This window comes from Bradyrhizobium sp. AZCC 1588 (assembly GCF_036924735.1).
Taxonomy (GTDB): Bacteria; Pseudomonadota; Alphaproteobacteria; order Rhizobiales; family Xanthobacteraceae; genus Bradyrhizobium.
The window spans coordinates 2,193,930-2,211,862 of record NZ_JAZHSC010000001.1 but is presented as its reverse complement, the minus strand read 5'-3'; the positions used below and the strand labels follow the sequence as shown (position 1 = coordinate 2,211,862).

At 64.3% G+C, this 17,933-nt stretch carries 16 protein-coding genes and 1 other RNA gene; 5 read left to right on the top strand and 12 right to left on the bottom strand.

The genetic code is table 11. The annotated features are described in order from the left end of the window. Window positions 1–602: 602 nt before the first annotated feature. The 8 genes from V1277_RS10360 to tkt all read right to left on the bottom strand — a co-directional run bounded on the left by V1277_RS10360 (window position 603) and on the right by tkt (window position 10,029). A complete protein-coding gene (locus tag V1277_RS10360) occupies window positions 603–1,397 on the bottom strand; it encodes an inositol monophosphatase family protein (protein WP_334372739.1) in 795 nt (264 codons plus the stop codon). A 40-nt stretch (window positions 1,398–1,437) separates the two neighbouring features. Then, window positions 1,438–2,589, bottom strand: a complete 1,152-nt coding sequence (locus V1277_RS10355) for a tetratricopeptide repeat protein (protein ID WP_334416076.1) — start codon at window positions 2,587–2,589, stop codon at window positions 1,438–1,440. A 9-nt stretch (window positions 2,590–2,598) separates the two neighbouring features. Then, complete coding sequence (locus tag V1277_RS10350; RefSeq protein WP_334416075.1) at window positions 2,599–3,309, bottom strand: thiamine phosphate synthase; 711 nt, start codon at window positions 3,307–3,309, stop codon at window positions 2,599–2,601. 2 nt (window positions 3,310–3,311) lie between these two features. Beyond that, the gene (locus V1277_RS10345; protein WP_334416074.1) at window positions 3,312–4,337 is read right to left on the bottom strand and encodes a class I fructose-bisphosphate aldolase; all 1,026 of its coding nucleotides are present in this window, start codon (window positions 4,335–4,337) and stop codon (window positions 3,312–3,314) included. Window positions 4,338–4,451: 114 nt separating this feature from the next. Further along, a complete protein-coding gene (gene fba / locus V1277_RS10340; RefSeq protein ID WP_334416073.1) occupies window positions 4,452–5,519 on the bottom strand; it encodes a class II fructose-bisphosphate aldolase in 1,068 nt (355 codons plus the stop codon). Window positions 5,520–5,569: 50 nt separating this feature from the next. Continuing rightward, window positions 5,570–6,766 carry a phosphoglycerate kinase gene (locus V1277_RS10335; protein WP_334416072.1) on the bottom strand — a complete coding sequence of 399 codons (1,197 nt, stop codon included), beginning with the start codon at window positions 6,764–6,766 and terminating at the stop codon, window positions 5,570–5,572. 129 nt (window positions 6,767–6,895) lie between these two features. Beyond that, a complete protein-coding gene (gap, locus tag V1277_RS10330) occupies window positions 6,896–7,903 on the bottom strand; it encodes a type I glyceraldehyde-3-phosphate dehydrogenase (RefSeq protein WP_334372749.1) in 1,008 nt (335 codons plus the stop codon). Between the two features lie 140 nt (window positions 7,904–8,043). After that, window positions 8,044–10,029 carry a transketolase gene (gene tkt, locus V1277_RS10325; RefSeq protein ID WP_334416071.1) on the bottom strand — a complete coding sequence of 662 codons (1,986 nt, stop codon included), beginning with the start codon at window positions 10,027–10,029 and terminating at the stop codon, window positions 8,044–8,046. Window positions 10,030–10,317: 288 nt separating this feature from the next. On the opposite strand from tkt, the gene V1277_RS10320 reads away from it, so the two are divergent. Both V1277_RS10320 and V1277_RS10315 read left to right on the top strand, forming a co-directional pair. After that, complete coding sequence (locus V1277_RS10320) at window positions 10,318–10,644, top strand: DUF4164 domain-containing protein (protein WP_334416070.1); 327 nt, start codon at window positions 10,318–10,320, stop codon at window positions 10,642–10,644. Further along, window positions 10,641–11,024, top strand: coding sequence for a cell division protein ZapA (locus tag V1277_RS10315; RefSeq protein WP_028349229.1), 384 nt, complete (start codon window positions 10,641–10,643; stop codon window positions 11,022–11,024). The genes V1277_RS10320 and V1277_RS10315 overlap by 4 nt, the downstream gene beginning before the upstream one ends. A 321-nt stretch (window positions 11,025–11,345) precedes the next feature. Here the strand turns inward: V1277_RS10315 and V1277_RS10310 are convergent, their stop codons facing one another. Further along, window positions 11,346–11,741 carry an endonuclease domain-containing protein gene (locus V1277_RS10310; protein ID WP_334416069.1) on the bottom strand — a complete coding sequence of 132 codons (396 nt, stop codon included), beginning with the start codon at window positions 11,739–11,741 and terminating at the stop codon, window positions 11,346–11,348. Between the two features lie 243 nt (window positions 11,742–11,984). On the opposite strand from V1277_RS10310, the gene ssrS reads away from it, so the two are divergent. The 3 genes from ssrS to V1277_RS10295 all read left to right on the top strand — a co-directional run bounded on the left by ssrS (window position 11,985) and on the right by V1277_RS10295 (window position 13,741). After that, window positions 11,985–12,145, top strand: a non-coding RNA gene (gene ssrS / locus V1277_RS10305) — 6S RNA. 195 nt (window positions 12,146–12,340) lie between these two features. Further along, window positions 12,341–12,916 (top strand): 5-formyltetrahydrofolate cyclo-ligase, encoded by a 576-nt coding sequence (locus V1277_RS10300; RefSeq protein WP_334416068.1) that lies wholly within the window; start codon window positions 12,341–12,343, stop codon window positions 12,914–12,916. Between the two features lie 3 nt (window positions 12,917–12,919). After that, window positions 12,920–13,741, top strand: a complete 822-nt coding sequence (locus V1277_RS10295) for a TIGR00282 family metallophosphoesterase (protein ID WP_334372757.1) — start codon at window positions 12,920–12,922, stop codon at window positions 13,739–13,741. Between the two features lie 179 nt (window positions 13,742–13,920). On the opposite strand, the gene V1277_RS10290 is transcribed toward V1277_RS10295, so the two are convergent. From V1277_RS10290 to V1277_RS10280, 3 genes are read right to left on the bottom strand one after another with little or no spacing between them, the layout of a single operon-like run. Further along, window positions 13,921–16,128 (bottom strand): xanthine dehydrogenase family protein molybdopterin-binding subunit, encoded by a 2,208-nt coding sequence (locus tag V1277_RS10290; protein ID WP_334416067.1) that lies wholly within the window; start codon window positions 16,126–16,128, stop codon window positions 13,921–13,923. Window positions 16,129–16,133: 5 nt separating this feature from the next. Then, window positions 16,134–17,150 (bottom strand): FAD binding domain-containing protein, encoded by a 1,017-nt coding sequence (locus V1277_RS10285; RefSeq protein ID WP_334416066.1) that lies wholly within the window; start codon window positions 17,148–17,150, stop codon window positions 16,134–16,136. Then, window positions 17,147–17,626, bottom strand: coding sequence for a (2Fe-2S)-binding protein (locus V1277_RS10280; protein WP_442894571.1), 480 nt, complete (start codon window positions 17,624–17,626; stop codon window positions 17,147–17,149). Before V1277_RS10280 ends, V1277_RS10285 begins: the two co-directional genes overlap by 4 nt. Window positions 17,627–17,933 lie beyond the last annotated feature (307 nt).

Here is a 17,933-nt window from a genome sequence, read left to right as displayed (position 1 = left end):
CAGGAGGGAGTCCATGAAGTCGATCATCTATCCATTGCATTTTCAGCGAAGGTTCGAGCGCCGCTGGGCTTCTAGAATGGTCAGCGAGCTGCCCCGCTCTCCATCACGAGGGACCAATACCTGCAGCTGCGGACAACTTGTCACTGCCCCGGTCAGTTCAACCTATTTGCCCACGGGCGTTGTCAACGAATGGCGGTGTTCCGCTTGCGGCAACAACTGGGAGACGATTGCTGATCCCGGCGCGGGCTCAACGAAGCCAGCTCAATGAGCCATTGGCCTGCCTTGTGCTCGGCAGAGGCGGCGCGGCGGTGACCGAAGCCGCCCCATAAAGGCGGCTCTGACACAACGGCGAAAGAGCGCAGCGATTCGCACGGCTCGACCTGAAGCAAGGAGGCTCTTGTGAAAGGCAATATATTCAACAGCAAGGGTAGTCACGTCGGTTATAGTGGGTCGAGAAATTTTCGACCGTCGCCGGCTACTGTGCATGGGGTTGTTTTCAATATTTTGGTTGGGAGCGCCGAGGCTCCTCGTCCTTCCGCCGTCTGTGGAAGACTGCATCGCCGATCCCGGATGATGACGGCGTGCGGCTTGGAACCGTCGCTCTACTTGTCGAGCGGCCCCAATATCTTCACCAATTCGCCGTGTACGAACTCGTTGCCGCAGACGACGTGCCCGGTCTTCAGCGCATCGTCATTGCCGCCGATATCAGAGATCGTGCCGCCGGCTTCCCGCACCATGATCTGCCCCGCTGCGATATCCCACGGCGACAGGTTGCGTTCCCAGTAGCCGTCGAGGCGGCCGGCGGCGACGAAGGCGAGGTCGAGCGAGGCGGCGCCGAAGCGGCGGAAGCCGGCGACCTTGTTTTGCAGCGCGGCCATTTCCTTCAGCGCCAGCGCATGGTCGCCACGGCCGATATGCGGCAGGCCGCAGGCGACCACGCATTCGTTGAGCTGGCGGCGGCCGGCGACGCGCAGCCGCTGGTCGTTGAGGAACGCGCCCTTGCCGCGCTCCGCGATGTACAATTCGTCATTGGCGGGATTGTAGATCACGCCGGCGATGATGGTGTCTTCGCGCCGCAGGCCGATCGAGATCGCGAATTGCGGAATGCCGTGCAGGAAGTTGGTGGTGCCGTCGAGCGGATCGACGATCCAGGTGTGGGTCTTGTCGGCGCCCTCGCGCGTGCCGCCTTCCTCGCCGATGAAGCCGTAGCCGGGGCGTGCCTTGGCAAGGTCCTCATACAGCATTTCCTCGGCGCGCTTGTCGGCCTTGGTGACGAAGTTCGCCGGCCCCTTCAGCGACACCTGCAGATGCTCGATCTCACCGAGGTCGCGCTTGAGGCTGCGGCCGGCGCGGCGCGCGGCTTTCACCATGACGTTGATAAGGGCTGAATACAGCATGATGCGAGCGCTTATAGTGAGAGGGAACGGCGCAATGCCGTCAGGGTTTAGGGACTGGGTGCCCTGCTGATATGCCGCCGTCAAGGCGTGATTTGTCGGCGGTACCGGTCCATTTCCGCGCCGCCGCCTCTACCTTGGCGCGATCCTCGGGATTGAGCTCCGAGAGCCTCTCATCCAGTTCGGGATCGCCCTTGCCGGCGGTCTTGGCGACAAGGTGCCACTTCAGGCCTTCGATCTTGTCCATCTGCACCCCCAAGCCGCTCACGAGCACGCGGGCGAGGCGGTTCTGCGCGATCGGCGAGTTCTGCCGCGCTGCCTTCCGCAACAGCGCGACCGCCGCAACCTGGTTCCTCGGCGTGCCGGTGCCGTTGTAGAGCGCAATGGCATATTCGACCTCGGCATCGACATTGTCGGCCAGCGACGCCGCCTGCAACAGCCGCACCGCCTTGTCGATGTCCTTCGGCACGCCGGTGCCTTCCTTGTAGAAGGTAGCTAACGCGTATTGTGCTTCCGGACTGCCTGCGTCGGCTGCGACGCGCAGCAGTTCGGCAGCGCGCCGGACATCCTGCGGCAGTGTGTTGCCGTCGAGGTAGAGCAGCGCCAGATTGTAGGCCGCCTTCGGGTTGCCGAGCTTGGCCGCGGAGGCCAAAAGCTTGACGGCCTGTTCCCGATTGGTCGGCCCGCCGCGGCCGGACAGCCGCATCATGGCGAGCGCGAACATTCCCTCGCGGTCGCCGGCATCGGCCGCACGCTGGTACCAATCGGCGGCCTTTGCATAGTCGCGCTTGACACCGAGCCCGTTGGCGTAGAGCTCGCCCAGCATCGTCATCGCCTTTGGGTCGCCGTTATATTGCGCGCGCGTCGTCGCGAGATCGAACGCCGTCTTGTACATGCCGCGCTGATAGGCGCCGTAGACGAGATCGACGTTGGGATCCTCGAAGGCCGCCGTCGGCGAGGGCGAGGGCGCGGGCGCGGGCGTCGCCGCCGGCTTGGGCGCTGGCGCAGGCTTTGGCGGCGCGGTGGACTGCTTCGCTGCGGGCGGAGCTTTTGGCTTGGGCGGCGCTTCCTTTTTCGCCGGCGGCGGGCTGGCGGGCGGTTGCGCGGCAGGCGGCGTCAGCGAGATCTGCGCGGAGGCGCCGGCCATCGTCATCACGAGGCCCGCAAGCAGCGATATGGGACGCAGGAGTTTCATTGTCCGGCGTTATCCGTGCCCGGCCTTATCAGTGCCAGACTTATCGGTACCAGCTTTGGCTTTTCCGAACGCGGCTTCGTACGCTTGCGCGATTGCCTGCGCGGCGTCGATCAGTGCCGCCTTGGCGCCGCGCGGATCGGCCCAGATGAAATCGCCGACCAGCACGAAATCGGCGCCTGCAGCCGCAAATTCGAAAAGCTCCTCGCGCGAGGCGGCAAAACCGACGCAGGGCGGCTCGAACAGTTCATCCCACCATTGCAGGCGTTCGGCAATCGCTTCAGTCGATGGCCGCTGGCCCTTGGCATCGGGCTCGCCGAACAGCACGTAGTCGGCGCCCGCTTCGCCCGCGGCCATCGAATCGTGCCGCGTGGCAAGGCCGCCGATGCCGGCGATGCGGTCCGGCTTCAGCGACGGCCAGGCATCTTCCAGGGCGGCGAGGCCGGTCAGATGCGCGCCGTCGGCGCCGGCACGCGCCACCAACTCGACGTGGCCGTCGAGCAACAACGCCGCGCCGCCGTTCTGGACCGCGGGCGCAAGTGCTTTCACGCGCGCGATCATCGTGCGCTGGTCGGTCTGCTTCAGCCGCAGCAGCACCGCCGCGATGTCGGCCGCAGCCAACAGCTCCGGAAGCTGGTTTGCGAGCTGCGATGGATCGTCCACCTCGGGCGTCGCGAGATAGAGGCGCGGCGCCGGGCGCGGCGGAACGGGTTTGTTGGACAAGTCTAGGCGACCTTCTTTTCCAGGCCCGTGTCCCACTCGCCCTTGCTCGCCAGCGCGTTCATCCGCGCACGGTGTGTGAACGCGCGCTGGCCTGCGGCGACGTTCTCGGCCTTACCCGACCACGCCTTCTGCGGCGCCGCCTGCAGCGCCCGGCCATAGGAGAAGGTCAGCCGCCAGGGCAGGCCGCCGATCCGGTTCATGGCGTTCAGATGCGCAGTTGCTTCCTCATCGGATTGTCCGCCGGAGAGGAAGGCGATGCCGGGCACGGCCGCGGGAACGCACGCCTTCAGGAGACGGACGGTTTTCTCCGCAACTTCGTCGACGGAAGCCTGCTTTCCGCACTTCTTGCCTGAAATGGCCATGTTGGGCTTCAGCACCATGCCCTCGAGCTCGACACGCTGGACCCGCAATTCCTGGAATGTCTTGTTCAGTACACGCTGGGTCACGTCGTAGCAGCGGTCGATATCGTGATCGCCGTCCATCAGCACTTCCGGTTCGACGATCGGCACGATCTGCGCCGTCTGGCACAGCGCGGCGTAGCGCGCCAGCGCATGCGCGTTGACGTGGATCGCCGTCTGTGTGGGGATGCCGCTGCCGATATCGATCACCGCGCGCCACTTGGCGAAGCGCGCGCCGCGCTCGTAATATTTTTTCAGGCGCTCGGCGAGCTTGTCGAGGCCGACGGTCACCAGTTCGCCCGGACACTGCGGCAGCACTTGCGTTCCTTCATCGACCTTGATGCCGGGGATGGCGCCGGACTGCTCGATCAGCTTGACCAGCGGCGTGCCGTCCTTGGCGTTCTGCCAGATGGTTTCGTCGTAGAGGATGACGCCCGAGACGTACTTGCTCATCGCCTCGGTGGAGCGGAACAGCATTTCACGGTAGTCGCGGCGATTATCCTCCGTGGATTCGACCTTGATGGCGTCAAAACGCTTCTTGATCGTGCCCGAGGATTCGTCGGCGGCGAGAATGCCCTTGCCTGGGGTGACCATGGCGAGGGCAACCTTGTTGAGGTCAGCAAGATTCATGGGAACGTTCTCCGAAAACATCATGCCCTTGCGCACCAAAATAGGCGGTTCTCGGGCAATTGCCTAGAAAACGTTCGTCGCACCCTGGGTGTTTGCAAGGCGCGGGGCGCCGGCTCAGGCGACCCGCGGGTCCAGCTCACCCTTGCCGTACCGCTTGGCCATTTCCGCCGTCGTCAGCACTTTCTTGATCTTGCTGGCCTGGCCTGCGGTATTGAATTCCTGCAGCCGCTGCTTGCACAGCTTGGCCATCGCTTCCATCGCGGGCTTGAGGTATTTGCGCGGGTCGAATTCTTCCGGATTGTCCTTGAAGACTTTGCGGATCTGCCCGGTCATCGCCATGCGGTTGTCGGTATCGATGTTGATCTTGCGCACGCCGTTCTTGATGCCGCGCTGAATCTCGGACACCGGCACACCCCAGGTCGGCTTCATCTTTCCGCCATTGGCATTGATGATTTCCTGCAAGTCCTGCGGCACCGAGGACGAGCCGTGCATCACCAGATGCGTGTTCGGCAGCTTGCGATGGATTTCCTCGATCACGTTCATGGCGAGGATGTCGCCATCCGGCTTGCGGGTGAACTTGTAGGCGCCGTGCGAGGTGCCCATCGCGATCGCCAGCGCGTCGACCTTGGTCTCCTTGACGAACTTCACGGCTTCGTCGGGGTTGGTGAGCAACTGGTCGTGCGACAGCTTGCCTTCGGCGCCGTGGCCGTCTTCCTTGTCGCCCATGCCGGTCTCCAGCGAGCCGAGCACGCCGAGCTCGCCTTCTACCGAGATGCCGCCGAGATGGGCCATGTCCGTGACCGTCCTGGTCACGCCGACATTGTAGTCCCAGTCGCCGGGGGTCTTGCCGTCGGCCTTGAGCGAGCCGTCCATCATGACCGAGGTGAAGCCGGCCTGGATCGCGGTCATGCAGGTCGCGGGCTCGTTACCGTGGTCGAGATGCACGCAGACCGGGATCTGCGGATAGATTTCGGTGACGGCGTCCATCATGTGCTTGAGCATCACGTCATTGGCGTAGGAACGCGCGCCGCGCGAGGCCTGGATAATGACGGGCGCGTCGACCGAGGAGGCGGCCTCCATGATGGCGAGCGCCTGCTCCATGTTGTTGATGTTGAACGCCGGCACCCCGTAATCGTGCTCTGCCGCGTGATCGAGCAGTTGACGCAAGGTAATGCGAGCCATTCAAATTCTCCTGTATTTGCCGCGCCTTCGGCGCTTCATTAAGTCGTGGTCTAACTCAGTTTGAGAACTTCGACGCCGGGAAGCGGTTTGCCTTCCATCCATTCGAGAAACGCGCCGCCTGCCGTCGATACGTAGGAAAAATCGTCGGCCGCGCCGGCCTGGTTCAGCGCCGCGACCGTGTCGCCGCCGCCGGCGACAGAGATCAGCTTCTTCGCCTTGGTACGCTCCGCTGCGTGTTTGGCCGCAACGACCGTACCGCGGTCGAATGGCGTCATCTCGAACGCGCCGAGCGGGCCGTTCCAGACCAGCGTCGCGGCGTCGTCGATCGCGGCGTGAATCCGCGCGATCGATTGCGGCCCGACGTCGAGGATCATGCCGTCGGTGGGAATGGCGTCGAGGCCATAGGCGTGCGAGGGCGAGTTGGCGGCGAAGTGATAGGCGACCACGGCATCGACGGGGAGGATGATGGCGCAGTTCGCAGCGGTGGCCTTTTCCAGGATACGCAGCGCGGTCGCGGCGAGGTCCTTTTCCGCCAGCGATTTGCCGACGCCGACGCCCTGCGCGTGCAGGAAGGTGTTGGCCATGCCGCCGCCGATCACGAGCGCATCGACTTTCGTCACCAGGTTTTCGAGCAGATCGATCTTGGTGGATACCTTGGCGCCGCCAATGATCGCGATAACCGGCTTGGTCGGCGCTTCCAGCGCCTTGCCAAGCGCGTCGAGTTCGGCCTGCATGGTGCGGCCGGCATAGGCGGGCAGCTTGTGGCCAAGGCCTTCGGTCGTAGCGTGCGCACGATGCGCCGCCGAAAAGGCGTCGTTGACCCAGATGTCGCCGAGCTTTGCCAGTTCGGTTACGAACGTCGGATCGTTCTTCTCTTCCTCTTTATGGAAACGGGTGTTTTCCAGGCAGAGGACCTCGCCGTCCTTCATCGCGGCCACGGCCTTGGCGGCAGCCTCGCCGATGCAGTCGTCGGCAAACGCAACCGGCTTCTTGATGACATGGCTGAGCGCCGCTGCCACGGGCTTCAGCGAATCCTTGGCGTCGCGCCCCTTCGGCCGGCCGAAATGCGCAAGCAGGATGACCTTGCCGCCCTTGTCCGCGATCTCGGCAATGGTCGGCGCGACACGCTCGAGCCTTGTCGCGTCGGTGACGCGGCCGTTCTCCATCGGCACATTGAGGTCGACGCGCAGCAGCACGCGCTTGCCCTTCACGTCGACGTCATCGAGGGTTCGGAATGTTTTCGGCATTTGCGCTCTCTTGTCCCGGGCGCACTGCGCCGCCAAGCGCCGCTGTGCAGAACCGGGACCTCTACGCTGGAGTGGGTCCCGGCTCTGCGTCGCGTCACTTCGTGCCGCGCCGCGTCCGGGACACGAGACTTACAGCAACTTCCCCATCGCCACGGCGGTGTCCGCCATGCGGTTGGAGAAACCCCATTCATTGTCGTACCAGGACATCACGCGCACCAGCGTGCCGTTCTGCACCTTGGTCTGATCCTCGTGGAACGTCGACGAGTGGGGATCGTGGTTGAAGTCGATCGAGACATTCGGCGCGGTGGTGTAGCCGAGGATGCCCTTGAGCTGCTGCTCGGAGGCGCGCTTCATCGCCGCGTTGATTTCCTTGGCATCGGTTGCGCGCTTGGCGACGATCTTGAGATCGACGACCGAGACGTTCGGCGTCGGCACGCGGATCGCGACGCCGTCGAGCTTGCCCTTCAGTTCGGGGAGCACGAGGCCGATGGCCTTCGCCGCACCGGTCGAGGTCGGGATCATCGACATCGCCGCCGCACGGCCGCGATAGAGATCCTTGTGCAGGGTGTCGAGGGTCGGCTGGTCGCCGGTGTAAGCGTGGATCGTGGTCATGAAGCCGGTCTCGATGCCGACGGTGTCGTTCAAGACCTTGGCGAGCGGCGCCAGGCAGTTGGTGGTGCAGGAGCCGTTGGAGACGACCAGGTGATCCTTGGTCAGCGTGTCATGGTTGACGCCGTAGACGATGGTGGCATCGGCGTTGTCGGCGGGCGCCGAGACCAGCACGCGCTTGGCGCCGGCGGTCAGATGCGCGGAAGCCTTGTCCTTGGCGGTGAAGATGCCGGTGCATTCCAGCGCAATGTCGACGCCGAGCGCCTTCCACGGCAGCTTCGACGGGTCGCGCTCGGCGGAAACCTTGATCTTGCCGTTGCCGAGGCTGATCGAGTCGCCGTCGACAGTCACAGTGCCGGGGAAGCGGCCGTGCACGGAATCGAAGCGCAGCAGGTGGGCGTTGGTCTCGACCGGGCCGAGATCGTTAATGCCGACCACTTCGATATCCTTGCGGCCGGATTCTGCGATGGCGCGCAAGATATTGCGGCCGATGCGGCCAAATCCGTTGATCCCGATGCGGACTGCCATGCTGGTTTCTCCTCTGATAGCCGGTGCCCGCCCCGCGGAGACGTTCCACGGAGGTGCTGACGGCGGAACGCCCGGTTCGGCCGGGCGGGAACGGTCAAGATGGGGGTCTAGGTAGTCCTTTTTCCCCCGGACCTCAACCGTCAGCCCAAGCGCTTCAGGACAGCGTTAACCGCAGCCTCGGCAGTAATTCCGAAGTGCTTGAAAAGGTCCTTGGCGGGAGCGCTAGCCCCGAAACCGTGCATGCCGATGAATTCCCCATCCTGGCCGATCACGGCGTCCCAGCCCCAGCGTACCGCGGCCTCGATGGCGACCTTGACCGGCGCATTGCCGATAATGGCTGCCTTTCGGTCTGCCGGCTGCGCCAGCAGGAGTTCGAGCGAGGGCACCGAGACGACCCGCGACGGGATGCCACGCTCGCTCAGTTGCTTTTGGGCAGCCACCGCGATCTCGACCTCAGAGCCCGAGGCGAACAGCGACACTTTTGCCTCGCCCTGCGCCGCGACCAACTCATAGGCGCCATGCGCGCAAGGATTATCGTTGGGCGCATTGGTGCGAAGCTGCGGCAGGTTCTGGCGGGTCAGCGCCAGCACCGTCGGGCCGTCGACACGGTTGAGCGCCAGTTCCCAGCATTCCGCGACCTCGACGGCGTCGCACGGGCGGAACACGCGCATGTTGGGAATGGCGCGAAGCGCCGCGAGATGCTCGACCGGCTGATGCGTCGGCCCGTCCTCGCCGAGCCCGATCGAATCATGGGTCATCACGTAGACGACGCCCGCGCCCATCAGCGCGGCGATCCGCATCGCAGGCCGCGCGTAGTCCGTGAACACCAGGAAGGTCGCGCCGTTCGGCGCGAAGCCGCCATGCAGGAAGATGCCGTTCAGCGCCGCGGCCATGCCGTGCTCGCGGATCCCGTAGTGGATGAAGCGGCCCTTCGGCGTCTTGGCCGAGAACGCCACTGCCGACTTCGCCTTGTTGTTGTTGGAGCCGGTGAGGTCGGCCGAGCCCGCCAAAAATTCCATCGGCATCGCGGCGGCGATCGCCTCGATCGCAGCTTCGGAAGATTTCCGCGTGGCAACATTCAGCGGCGATTCCAATAGCGCCTTCTTGTGCACCCGCAGCGCCTTCGACAGCGCGGCCGGCCGCTCGTGCCGCATTCGCCGCTCGAACTCGGCGCGCTTGCGGGGGCCGAGCTCGGCGAAAACGCCTTCCCATTCCTCGCGCGCGGCAGCGCCGCGGCTGCCGGCGGCACGCCATGCCTTCAGCACATCGTCAGGCACCGAGAAGGCGTCGAGCGAAATGCCGAGCTTTTCCTTGGCGCCCTTGAGCTCATCGGCGCCGAGCGCCTCGCCATGGGCCTTCGCCGTGCCGGCCCGCGTCGGCGCGCCGTAACCGATCGTGGTCTTGCAGGAGATCAGCGACGGCTTGTTGGATTTTTGCGCGCGGGCGATCGCGGCGGCAATCGCCTTCGGATCCTGGCCGTCGATCAGTTCGGCCGCCCAGCCCGCGGACTTGAAGCGCTTCACCTGATCGACCGAATCGGCGAGCGAGGTCGGGCCATCGATCGAGATGCCGTTGTTGTCATACAGCACGATCAGCTTGTTCAGCTTCCAGTGCCCGGCCATCGCGATCGCTTCCTGCGACACGCCTTCCATCAGGTCGCCGTCGGAAGCGAGCACGTAGGTGTGGTGGCTCACCACCTTCTTGCCGAATTCGGCGGCCAGCATCTTTTCCGCCAGCGCCATGCCGATCGAGGTGGCGATGCCCTGGCCGAGCGGGCCGGTGGTGGTCTCGACGCCGCTGGTCTCGAAATTCTCCGGATGTCCCGGCGTCTTGGAGCCGAGCTGACGGAAATTCCGGATCTGATCGAGCGTCATGTCCTTGTTGCCGGTCAGGTACAGCAGGGCATAGAGCAGCATCGAGCCGTGTCCGGCCGACAGCACGAAGCGGTCGCGGTCGGGCCAGGTCGGAGCCGCCGCGTCGAATTTGAGGAACTGTGTGAACAGCACGGTCGCGATGTCGGCGGCGCCCATCGGCAGGCCGGGATGGCCGGATTTCGCCTTTTCGACGGCATCCATGGCAAGCCCGCGAATCGCATTGGCCATACGGGTATGATCGACCTGCGTCATGATGAAAATCCGCCTGAAATGAGGTGCTTGGTTAGGGGTATGTACCGGGCGAAGGCCGCAATACGGGCGTGTTTGAGGGAAAGTGCGGGCTGGATAGCACCTCAATCCCCGGGAGTCCAAGGCGTGGAAACGCCCTTGCCATGCGAAAAGGTGCTTAGCAGTGCATAGCTTCGCGCGGGCGTTGCGCTCGGCTCGCTTGCCACGTAAATTTCGTGCTCTAACCGCTTGCCGAACCGCGGATTTTGCTGCCGTGCGGCGGGCCTACCGCGAAGGTGCGCGCTGTCTTTCATGGGCGATCGTCACACCAACGGGGCCGGCAATGCCGAGCCGGTCTATGCCGACATCGACGCCGCTACGCGGCGCCTGATGATGGCGCTCGATGCGCTCGAGGCTGCGGCCGAGCGGCGGCGCGACGCCGACCGCGACGAGAACGAGCTGGCGAGCCGGATCCAGGCGCTCGGCGCCGATCGCTCGCGGCTCGCCGACGAACTCGACGGTTCGCTGGTGAAGACGCGGCGGCTGGAGCGCACCAACCGCGAGATATCAGAAAAGCTGGATGCCGCGATCGGCACCATCCGTGCGGTGCTCGATGCCGACGCCGGGGAGAGTGAATGAGTCACATCAACGTCACCATCAACGGCCGGCAGTATCGCATGGCCTGCGAGGAAGGGCAGGAGGTGCGGCTGTTGAAGCTCGCCGAGAGCCTGGAATCGCGGGTCGGAGAGTTGCGCGGCAAGTTCGGCGAGATCGGCGATGCGCGCCTCACCGTGATGGCCGCGCTCACCGTGTGCGACGAACTGCTGGATGCCAACGCGCGCATCCGTGCGCTGGAGGGCGAACTTGAAACCCTGCGCAACGTCCGCACCGCCGCCGCCGACCGCGCCAAGGCCACCCAGGTCGCCGTCGCCAACGCGCTCAACGCCGCCGCCGACCGCATCGAGAAAACCACGCAGGTCATCAACCGCACCATCGGCAGCGGCGTCGCGATCGGGTGATAGACCGCGCCAATTCTTCACCCTCCCCTGGAGGGGTCCGAGACGAGCGAAGCTCGCTCGTGGGTCGGCTCACAGCGAGCGAAGCGAGATGTGAGGCGGGGTGGGGTGATCTCTCAACACGGGCAGCGCCCGATACGAAAGACTGTCGCCCCACCTCGGTTCGCATTTCATGCGAACCGATCCTCCCCCTCCAGGGGAGGATAAGGGGCGCGCTACGATGGCGCGAATGTCTGCGACAAGTCGCGAATGATTGACGCGCGCTCGCTCTACCCTCCCCTGGAGGGGGAGGGTCGCCGCGCAGCGGCGGGGCGGGGTGACAGTCTATCGTCGTCGGCGGTGCTTCAGTGGCAGTGCGTCAGCCTCTCTCGACCCATACACTTCCACGTAAATCTTCTCCATCACCGCTCTGAGATCAGAGGCCACATCCGAATTCCAGAAGCGAATAACACGGTACCCTTCCTGCTCCAGCCAGGCTTGCCGTTCGCTATCGCGCTTGGCCGTCGCATCGTCGTTATGGTGCCCGCCATCAAGCTCAATGACGAGACGTTTTGCGGGACAGAAGAAGTCCACGACATAACGGCCGATCGGCGCCTGTCGCCGGAAATGTGTGCCTTCCATCGGCAGCTCTTTCAAAGCACGCCAGAGAGCGCGTTCATGCGGCGTAGTATTCGCCCGCAGCTTCTTCGCTGCGGCGCGTCGGATTGCCGTTGAAATCATATCTATCTCGCTCGTGGATAGATCACCCCACCCCGCTCGCATCGGACGATGCTGCGCATCGCCCGAGTGCGAACGACCCTCCCCCTCCAGGGGAGGGTGAATTGGAGTGCAATCTTAACGCGAGTGCAACTGGCCATTTCGAAAGTTGTGTTCATGTCGCGCGGCCCGTCTTCCGCGTTAGGGGACGGGAAAGCTAAGCGGTAACCGCTGGCGGACTCGCCTCGTAGCGCTTACATTGGCTTCGCGAAGCTGCGTCGTGCGTCAGGAGCCATATATCCCCGGGGCCTTATCGATCCTTTAGGGAACTGTCCCTGGCCGGGTCCGTGGATCCGGACATATGGTGCCCACCTACTTTCGTAGGGAACTCCGGGATCGAGTGCTTCAACGGCGTTCGCGGCCTCGCACTTTCGTTTTGTTGCTTGCGACCTCGTCCTACCCGCGCACGTCCCGTCATACCCCGCGCATGCGGGGTATCCAGTACGCCGCGGCGTCTCGGTTGAATCACTGAAGTCTCTTGAATACTGGATCACCCGCCTTCCGCCTTCGCTCGTTGAGCTTCGGCGGACAGGTCGCGGGTGATGACGGCGGAAAGATACTGCATGACGGCAACCCTGTCGAAAGCCGATCTCCGCGCCGCAGCTCTGGCGAAACGCGATGCGTTGAGCGACGAGCAGCGCGCGGCTGCGGCGCAGGCGATGGCGAAGCGCGGCCTGCCGTTCGAGGTCGAGCCAGGGCTCGTCGTGTCGGGATATTCGCCGATCCGCAGCGAGATCGATCCGGCACCCCTGATGCGCAAGCTCGCCGAACAGGGCGCGAAGCTCGCGCTGCCCGCAGTGCTGTCGCGTGGCAAATCGCTCGCGTTTCGCGCGTGGGCGCCCGATGACCGGCTGATGATGGGGCCGCTCGGCATTCTCGAGCCGTCGCCGGCGGCGGCCGAACTCGTGCCCGATATCATGCTGGTGCCGCTGGCGGCGTTCGATCGCGCCGGCCACCGCATCGGTTATGGCGCAGGACACTACGACTTCACACTCGCCCACTTGCGCAAGGCGAAGGCCATTACGGCCATCGGCACCGGCTTTTCCGTGCAGGAAATAAAAGCCGTTCCCGCGCTGCCGCACGACGTGGCGCTGGATTATGTGCTAACGGAAAAGAAAGTGTTCGATTTCCGGAGCTGAACTTTGCGTATTCTCTTCGTTGGTGACGTGGTCGGCCGAGCAGGGCGCACCGCGGTCGCGGCATATCTGCCCGGCATGATCAGGGACTGGGCGCTCGACCTCGTCGTCGTCAATGGCGAGAATTCCGCCGGCGGGTTCGGCATTACCGAGGCGATCTATCAGGAATTGCTCGACGCCGGGGCGGATGCCATCACGCTCGGCAATCACGCCTGGGATCAGCGCGAGGCGCTGGTGTTCATCGAGCGCGCGCCAAAACTGGTCCGGCCCGCGAACTATCCAAAAGGCACGCCGGGCCGGGGAGCGGCGCTGGTCGATACCAAGAACGGCAAGCGCGCGCTGGTTATCAACGCGATCGGCCGCGTCTTCATGACGCCGTTCGACGATCCCTTCGCGGTGCTCAATCAGGAACTCGAGGCCTGTCCGCTGCGCGAAGCCGCGGATGCGATCGTGGTCGATTTCCATGGCGAGGCGACGAGCGAGAAACAAGGCATCGGCTATTTCTGCGATGGCCGCGCCAGCCTCGTCGTCGGCACGCATACCCATGTGCCGACCGCCGATCATCAGATCCTCGCCGGCGGCACCGCCTACATGACAGACGCCGGCATGACCGGCGATTATGATTCCATCATCGGCATGCAGAAGGAAGAGCCGCTACGGCGCTTTACGACGGGTATCCCATCAGCCCGCTTCGAACCGGCCGCAGGGGCGGCGACACTCAGCGGTGTCGCGGTCGAGACCGATGATGCCACCGGTCTCGCGCTGCGTGTTGCGCCGGTGCGGGCCGGCGGCAGGCTCGAGCCGGCCGTGCCGGCGTTTTGGGCGTGAGGCGATACAAACGCCGGCGAGCGTCGATGCCGAGGCTGCTGGCTCCGTTCCCCGGACGCAGCGCAGCACGCAGTGATGCGCTGCTGAGCCGGGGTCCAGAGATGATATGCGGAAAGATGGGTCCCGGCTCTGCGGAGCAGCGCTGCGCGCTGCACCGCGTCCGGGACACGGACCTCGCTTCAATTGAACTGAACCACCTTGTCGAGCGTAATCGGCAGGTCGCGGACGCGCTTTCCCGTCGCGTGATAGACCGCGTTGGCGATCGCCGCCGCCACGCCGGCAATGCCGATCTCGCCGAGGCCCTTGATACCGAGTGGATTGACGATCTGGTCGGGCTCGTCGACGAAGATCACCTTGATGTCGTGCACGTCGGCATTCACGGGCACGTGGTATTCAGCGATATTGGCGTTCATGACGCGTCCGAAGCGATGGTCGAACAGCGTTTCCTCGTGCAGCGCCATGCCGATTCCCCAGACCACGCCACCCATGACCTGGCTGTGGGCGGTCTTCGGGTTGAGGATGCGGCCGGCGGCGACGGCATTGACCACGCGGGTCACGCGGATGACGCCAAGCTGTTCGTCCACCTTGACCTCCGCGAAGATGGCGGAGTGGACATTGCGCGCGTGAGACTTGTCTTCGGCAACCTTGTTGGCCTCCTCGCGCGTGATGCGATCGGCATTGCCGGATTGCATCGCGCTGGCAATCGAGACTGCGCGGGTCGCATCGCGCTTGCTGACGATCTTGCCGTCAATCAGCGCGGCGTCGTCCACGCCGGCGCCTGCCAGCGGCGAATCCTTCATGCCGATTGCAAGCTTCAGCAAGTCGCCGCGAACCGCGCGGGCGGTATTGGCAATCGCGTTGCACACTGAGGACGCGATCCACGAACCGCCTTCGAGCGGACATTGTGGCAGCGTGGAATCGCCGAGCTTGACGCTGATATTGTCGATCGGCAGGCCGAGCATGTCGGCCGCGACCTGGGCCATGATCGTGTAGGTCCCGGTGCCGATATCGGATGCGGCGGTCGCCACTTCCGCATGACCGTTCGCCGTCAGCACGATGCGCACCGTGGTCGGCATCTGCAGCGCCTCCCATACGCCGGATGCCATGCCCCAGCCGACCAGGTCGCTGCCCTCGCGCATGGAGCGCGGCTCGGGCGTGCGCTTGTCCCAGCCAAACGCCGCCGCGCCCTGCCGGTAGCATTCACGCAGTTGCTTGCTGGTATAGGGAATATCCGCGCCTTGATCGCGGTCGGAATAGCATTGCAGCCGCAACTGCACCGGATCCGTCTTGAGCGCGACGGCGAGTTCGTCCATCGCGCATTCGAGCGCATAGACGCCGGTCGCAGCCCCCGGCGCGCGCATGTCGCAGGAGGTCGGCAGATCGAGCTTTACCAGTCTGTGCCCGAATTCCGCATTCGGACTCTTGTAGAGCAGGTTTCCCCAGCCAGTATCGTTGCGCGCGAACTCCTCAAACTGCGAGGTCACAGTGATGGCTTCATGTTGCATTGCTTCGAGCGCGCCCTCGCTGCTGGCGCCAAGTGCAAGCCGTTCGATGCTCGCCGGCCGGTAGCCGAGTGCATACATCTGCGCCCTCGTCAGCATGACGCGAACCGGACGTTTGAGCGCACGCGCCGCCAGCACCGCCAGCACGACCTGATATTGCGGGCGCAGGCCGGAGCCGAAACCGCCGCCCATGTACGGCGACATGACGCGAACCGCGTCCGGCTTCATCTTGAACACGCCACAGAGATATTGCTGGACGTTCTGCACGCCCTGCGTCTTGTCGTAGACGGTGAGCTGGCCGTCATCCCAGATCGCCGTCGAAGCGAACAATTCCATCGGATTGTGGTGCTCGGTCGGAATGAAATATTCGGCCGCATGGCGCACGGCGGCGGACGCAAATGCCTTTTCGGCATCGCCGCGCGGCTTCTCCGGCTTATCGATGGCAAAGGCGCGGGTGCGCTCCGCGTGCAGATCGGTGACGTGAAGCGCCTTCTGGTACTCGACCTTTATCAGCGAAGCGGCGACGCGCGCGGTTTCCCAATCCTCGGCCAGTACCAGCGCGAGCGGTTGTCCGCTGAAATGGATCATGTCGTCGTAGAGCGGGCGATAGGGTGAGCCTTTTTCCGGCGCGACTTCGTCCTTGTAGGCGTCATCCTTGTCGGGCATCTGCGGTCGATTCCGATGGGTCAGCACGTCGATCACGCCATCAACCTCCAGCGCCCCGCTGGTGTCGATGCGCACGATCCGCCCCTTCGGTATCGTCGATTCGACGACATAGCCATGGACGAGGCCGGCGACGTTGAAATCGCCGGCATATTTGGCTTCGCCGGTGACCTTGGCCCTGCCGTCGACGCGGGATGTCGCTGATCCGATATAGCTTGCCATGGCGCTCACCGTATTTTCTTGTCGGAGACCGACTGCGGCGTGCCTCGCGCGGCCTGATCGAGCGTGCGAATGATAGCGCGCCGCGCCAGGCCGATCTTGAAATCGTTGTGCCCGTAGCCTTTGGCGCCGTGCAGCAGCCAATCCGCGGCTTTCGCAAATGCGGTCGCGTCAGTGCGTTGTCCGAGCAGGGCCGCTTCGGCCGCGGTACTGCGCCATGGCTTGTGTGCGACGCCGCCGAGCGCCAGGCGGGCTTCCTTGATCGTGTCGCCGTCGAGTTCGAGCGCTGCCGCCACCGATACCAGCGCGAACGCGTACGATAGACGATCGCGGATCTTCAGGTAGGAATAGTTTGCGCTAAACCCTTTTGGCGGAAGCTCGATGGCCGTGATGATCTCATCGGGTTCCAGATTGGTGTCGCGCTGCGGCGTGTTGCCGGGCAGGCGATGGAAATCCGCAAACGCGATGGTGCGCGCCCCAGCTGGACCCGTGACATGCACGGTGGCTTCGAGCGCTGCGAGTGCCACGCACATGTCGGAAGGATGCGTAGCGATGCAGGCCGCGCTGGTTCCGAGGATCGCATTGATGCGGTTGACGCCATCGATCGCCGAGCAGCCGCTACCCGGCTCACGTTTGTTGCACGGCGTCGCCGTGTCGTAATAGTAGAAGCAGCGCGTCCGCTGCAGCAGGTTGCCGCCGGTCGAGGCCATGTTGCGCAACTGCTGCGACGCGCCTGATAGTATCGCGCGCGAGAGCAGTGGATAGCGCTGTTCGATCAGGGGGTGGTAGGCGAGGTCGGTGTTCGGCACCATCGCGCCGATCAGAACGCCACCGGCGGAGGTTGGTTCGACGCTCCTGAGCGGCAGGTGCGAAATATCGATCAGCCGGCTCGGACCCTCGACATCATATTTGATCAGGTCGATCAGGTTGGTGCCGCCCGCAATGAATTTTGCCGAAGGATCCGTGGCAATCTGCTTGATGGCATCGGCGACGTCGTTTGCGCGCGCATATTGGAACGGGGTCATGATCGCTCCATCGCCTGCTGGATCGCCGCCACGATGTTCGGATAGGCGCCGCAGCGGCAGATGTTGCCGCTCATGAGTTCGCGAATCTCGTCGGCCGTTTTGGCCTTGCCCTCGGCGATCAGCCCGGCGGCCGAGCAGATCTGTCCCGACGTGCAGTAGCCGCACTGAAATGCATCATGATCGATAAAGGCCTGCTGCAGCGGATGCAGCTCGCCGTCATGTGCAAGGCCCTCGACGGTGATGATTTCGGCGCCTTGCTTCATCACCGCCAGCGTCAGGCAGGAATTGATCCGCCGCCCGTCGACCAGAACGGTACACGCGCCGCATTGTCCGTGGTCGCAGCCCTTCTTGGTGCCCGTCAGGTCGAGATGATCGCGTAGCGCGTCGAGTAACGTCGTCCACGGGGCGGCCGTCAGTTCCATGCGGTTGCCGTTGACGGTCAGCCTGATCGGAATTTTCTCCGGCACGGTGACCATCCGCGTTGCACGCCTTGCTGCGCCAGATCGGGCCATTTTTGACCTCCGCCTGCTTGATCTCCGCCTGTCTTATCTCGACCTGCCTTGGCTGGTGCGCGAGGGGCCTGCGCGGGGACGATCCAGCCTGCTTGACCTGGCGCGCTGAGGGAGCCGTCAGCCGCGGTTCCACGCCTGCCTATCAACGAGTTCGAACAAGGAAGGTTCAGGGCGAAAGCGCGATAGCCGCAACCGCTTCACGGCACGCTTTTCAGGCAGCCATCGGCGCAATCGCGCGAAACGGCGCATGCCATTTGATGCGATATGCGCG

What these genes read in the sequence shown, in the direction of transcription:
- V1277_RS10360 (WP_334372739.1), bottom strand. Translation starts at nt 1,397, where the DNA reads ATGCTGTATTCAGCCCTTATCAACGTCATGGTGAAAGCCGCGCGCCGC.
- V1277_RS10355 (WP_334416076.1), bottom strand. Translation starts at nt 2,589, where the DNA reads ATGAAACTCCTGCGTCCCATATCGCTGCTTGCGGGCCTCGTGATGACG.
- V1277_RS10345 (WP_334416074.1), bottom strand. Translation starts at nt 4,337, where the DNA reads ATGAATCTTGCTGACCTCAACAAGGTTGCCCTCGCCATGGTCACCCCA.
- fba (WP_334416073.1), bottom strand. Translation starts at nt 5,519, where the DNA reads ATGGCTCGCATTACCTTGCGTCAACTGCTCGATCACGCGGCAGAGCAC.
- V1277_RS10335 (WP_334416072.1), bottom strand. Translation starts at nt 6,766, where the DNA reads ATGCCGAAAACATTCCGAACCCTCGATGACGTCGACGTGAAGGGCAAG.
- gap (WP_334372749.1), bottom strand. Translation starts at nt 7,903, where the DNA reads ATGGCAGTCCGCATCGGGATCAACGGATTTGGCCGCATCGGCCGCAAT.
- tkt (WP_334416071.1), bottom strand. Translation starts at nt 10,029, where the DNA reads ATGACGCAGGTCGATCATACCCGTATGGCCAATGCGATTCGCGGGCTT.
- V1277_RS10320 (WP_334416070.1), top strand. Translation starts at nt 10,318, where the DNA reads ATGGGCGATCGTCACACCAACGGGGCCGGCAATGCCGAGCCGGTCTAT.
- V1277_RS10315 (WP_028349229.1), top strand. Translation starts at nt 10,641, where the DNA reads ATGAGTCACATCAACGTCACCATCAACGGCCGGCAGTATCGCATGGCC.
- V1277_RS10310 (WP_334416069.1), bottom strand. Translation starts at nt 11,741, where the DNA reads ATGATTTCAACGGCAATCCGACGCGCCGCAGCGAAGAAGCTGCGGGCG.
- V1277_RS10300 (WP_334416068.1), top strand. Translation starts at nt 12,341, where the DNA reads ATGACGGCAACCCTGTCGAAAGCCGATCTCCGCGCCGCAGCTCTGGCG.
- V1277_RS10290 (WP_334416067.1), bottom strand. Translation starts at nt 16,128, where the DNA reads ATGGCAAGCTATATCGGATCAGCGACATCCCGCGTCGACGGCAGGGCC.
- V1277_RS10285 (WP_334416066.1), bottom strand. Translation starts at nt 17,150, where the DNA reads ATGACCCCGTTCCAATATGCGCGCGCAAACGACGTCGCCGATGCCATC.
- V1277_RS10280 (WP_442894571.1), bottom strand. Translation starts at nt 17,626, where the DNA reads ATGGTCACCGTGCCGGAGAAAATTCCGATCAGGCTGACCGTCAACGGC.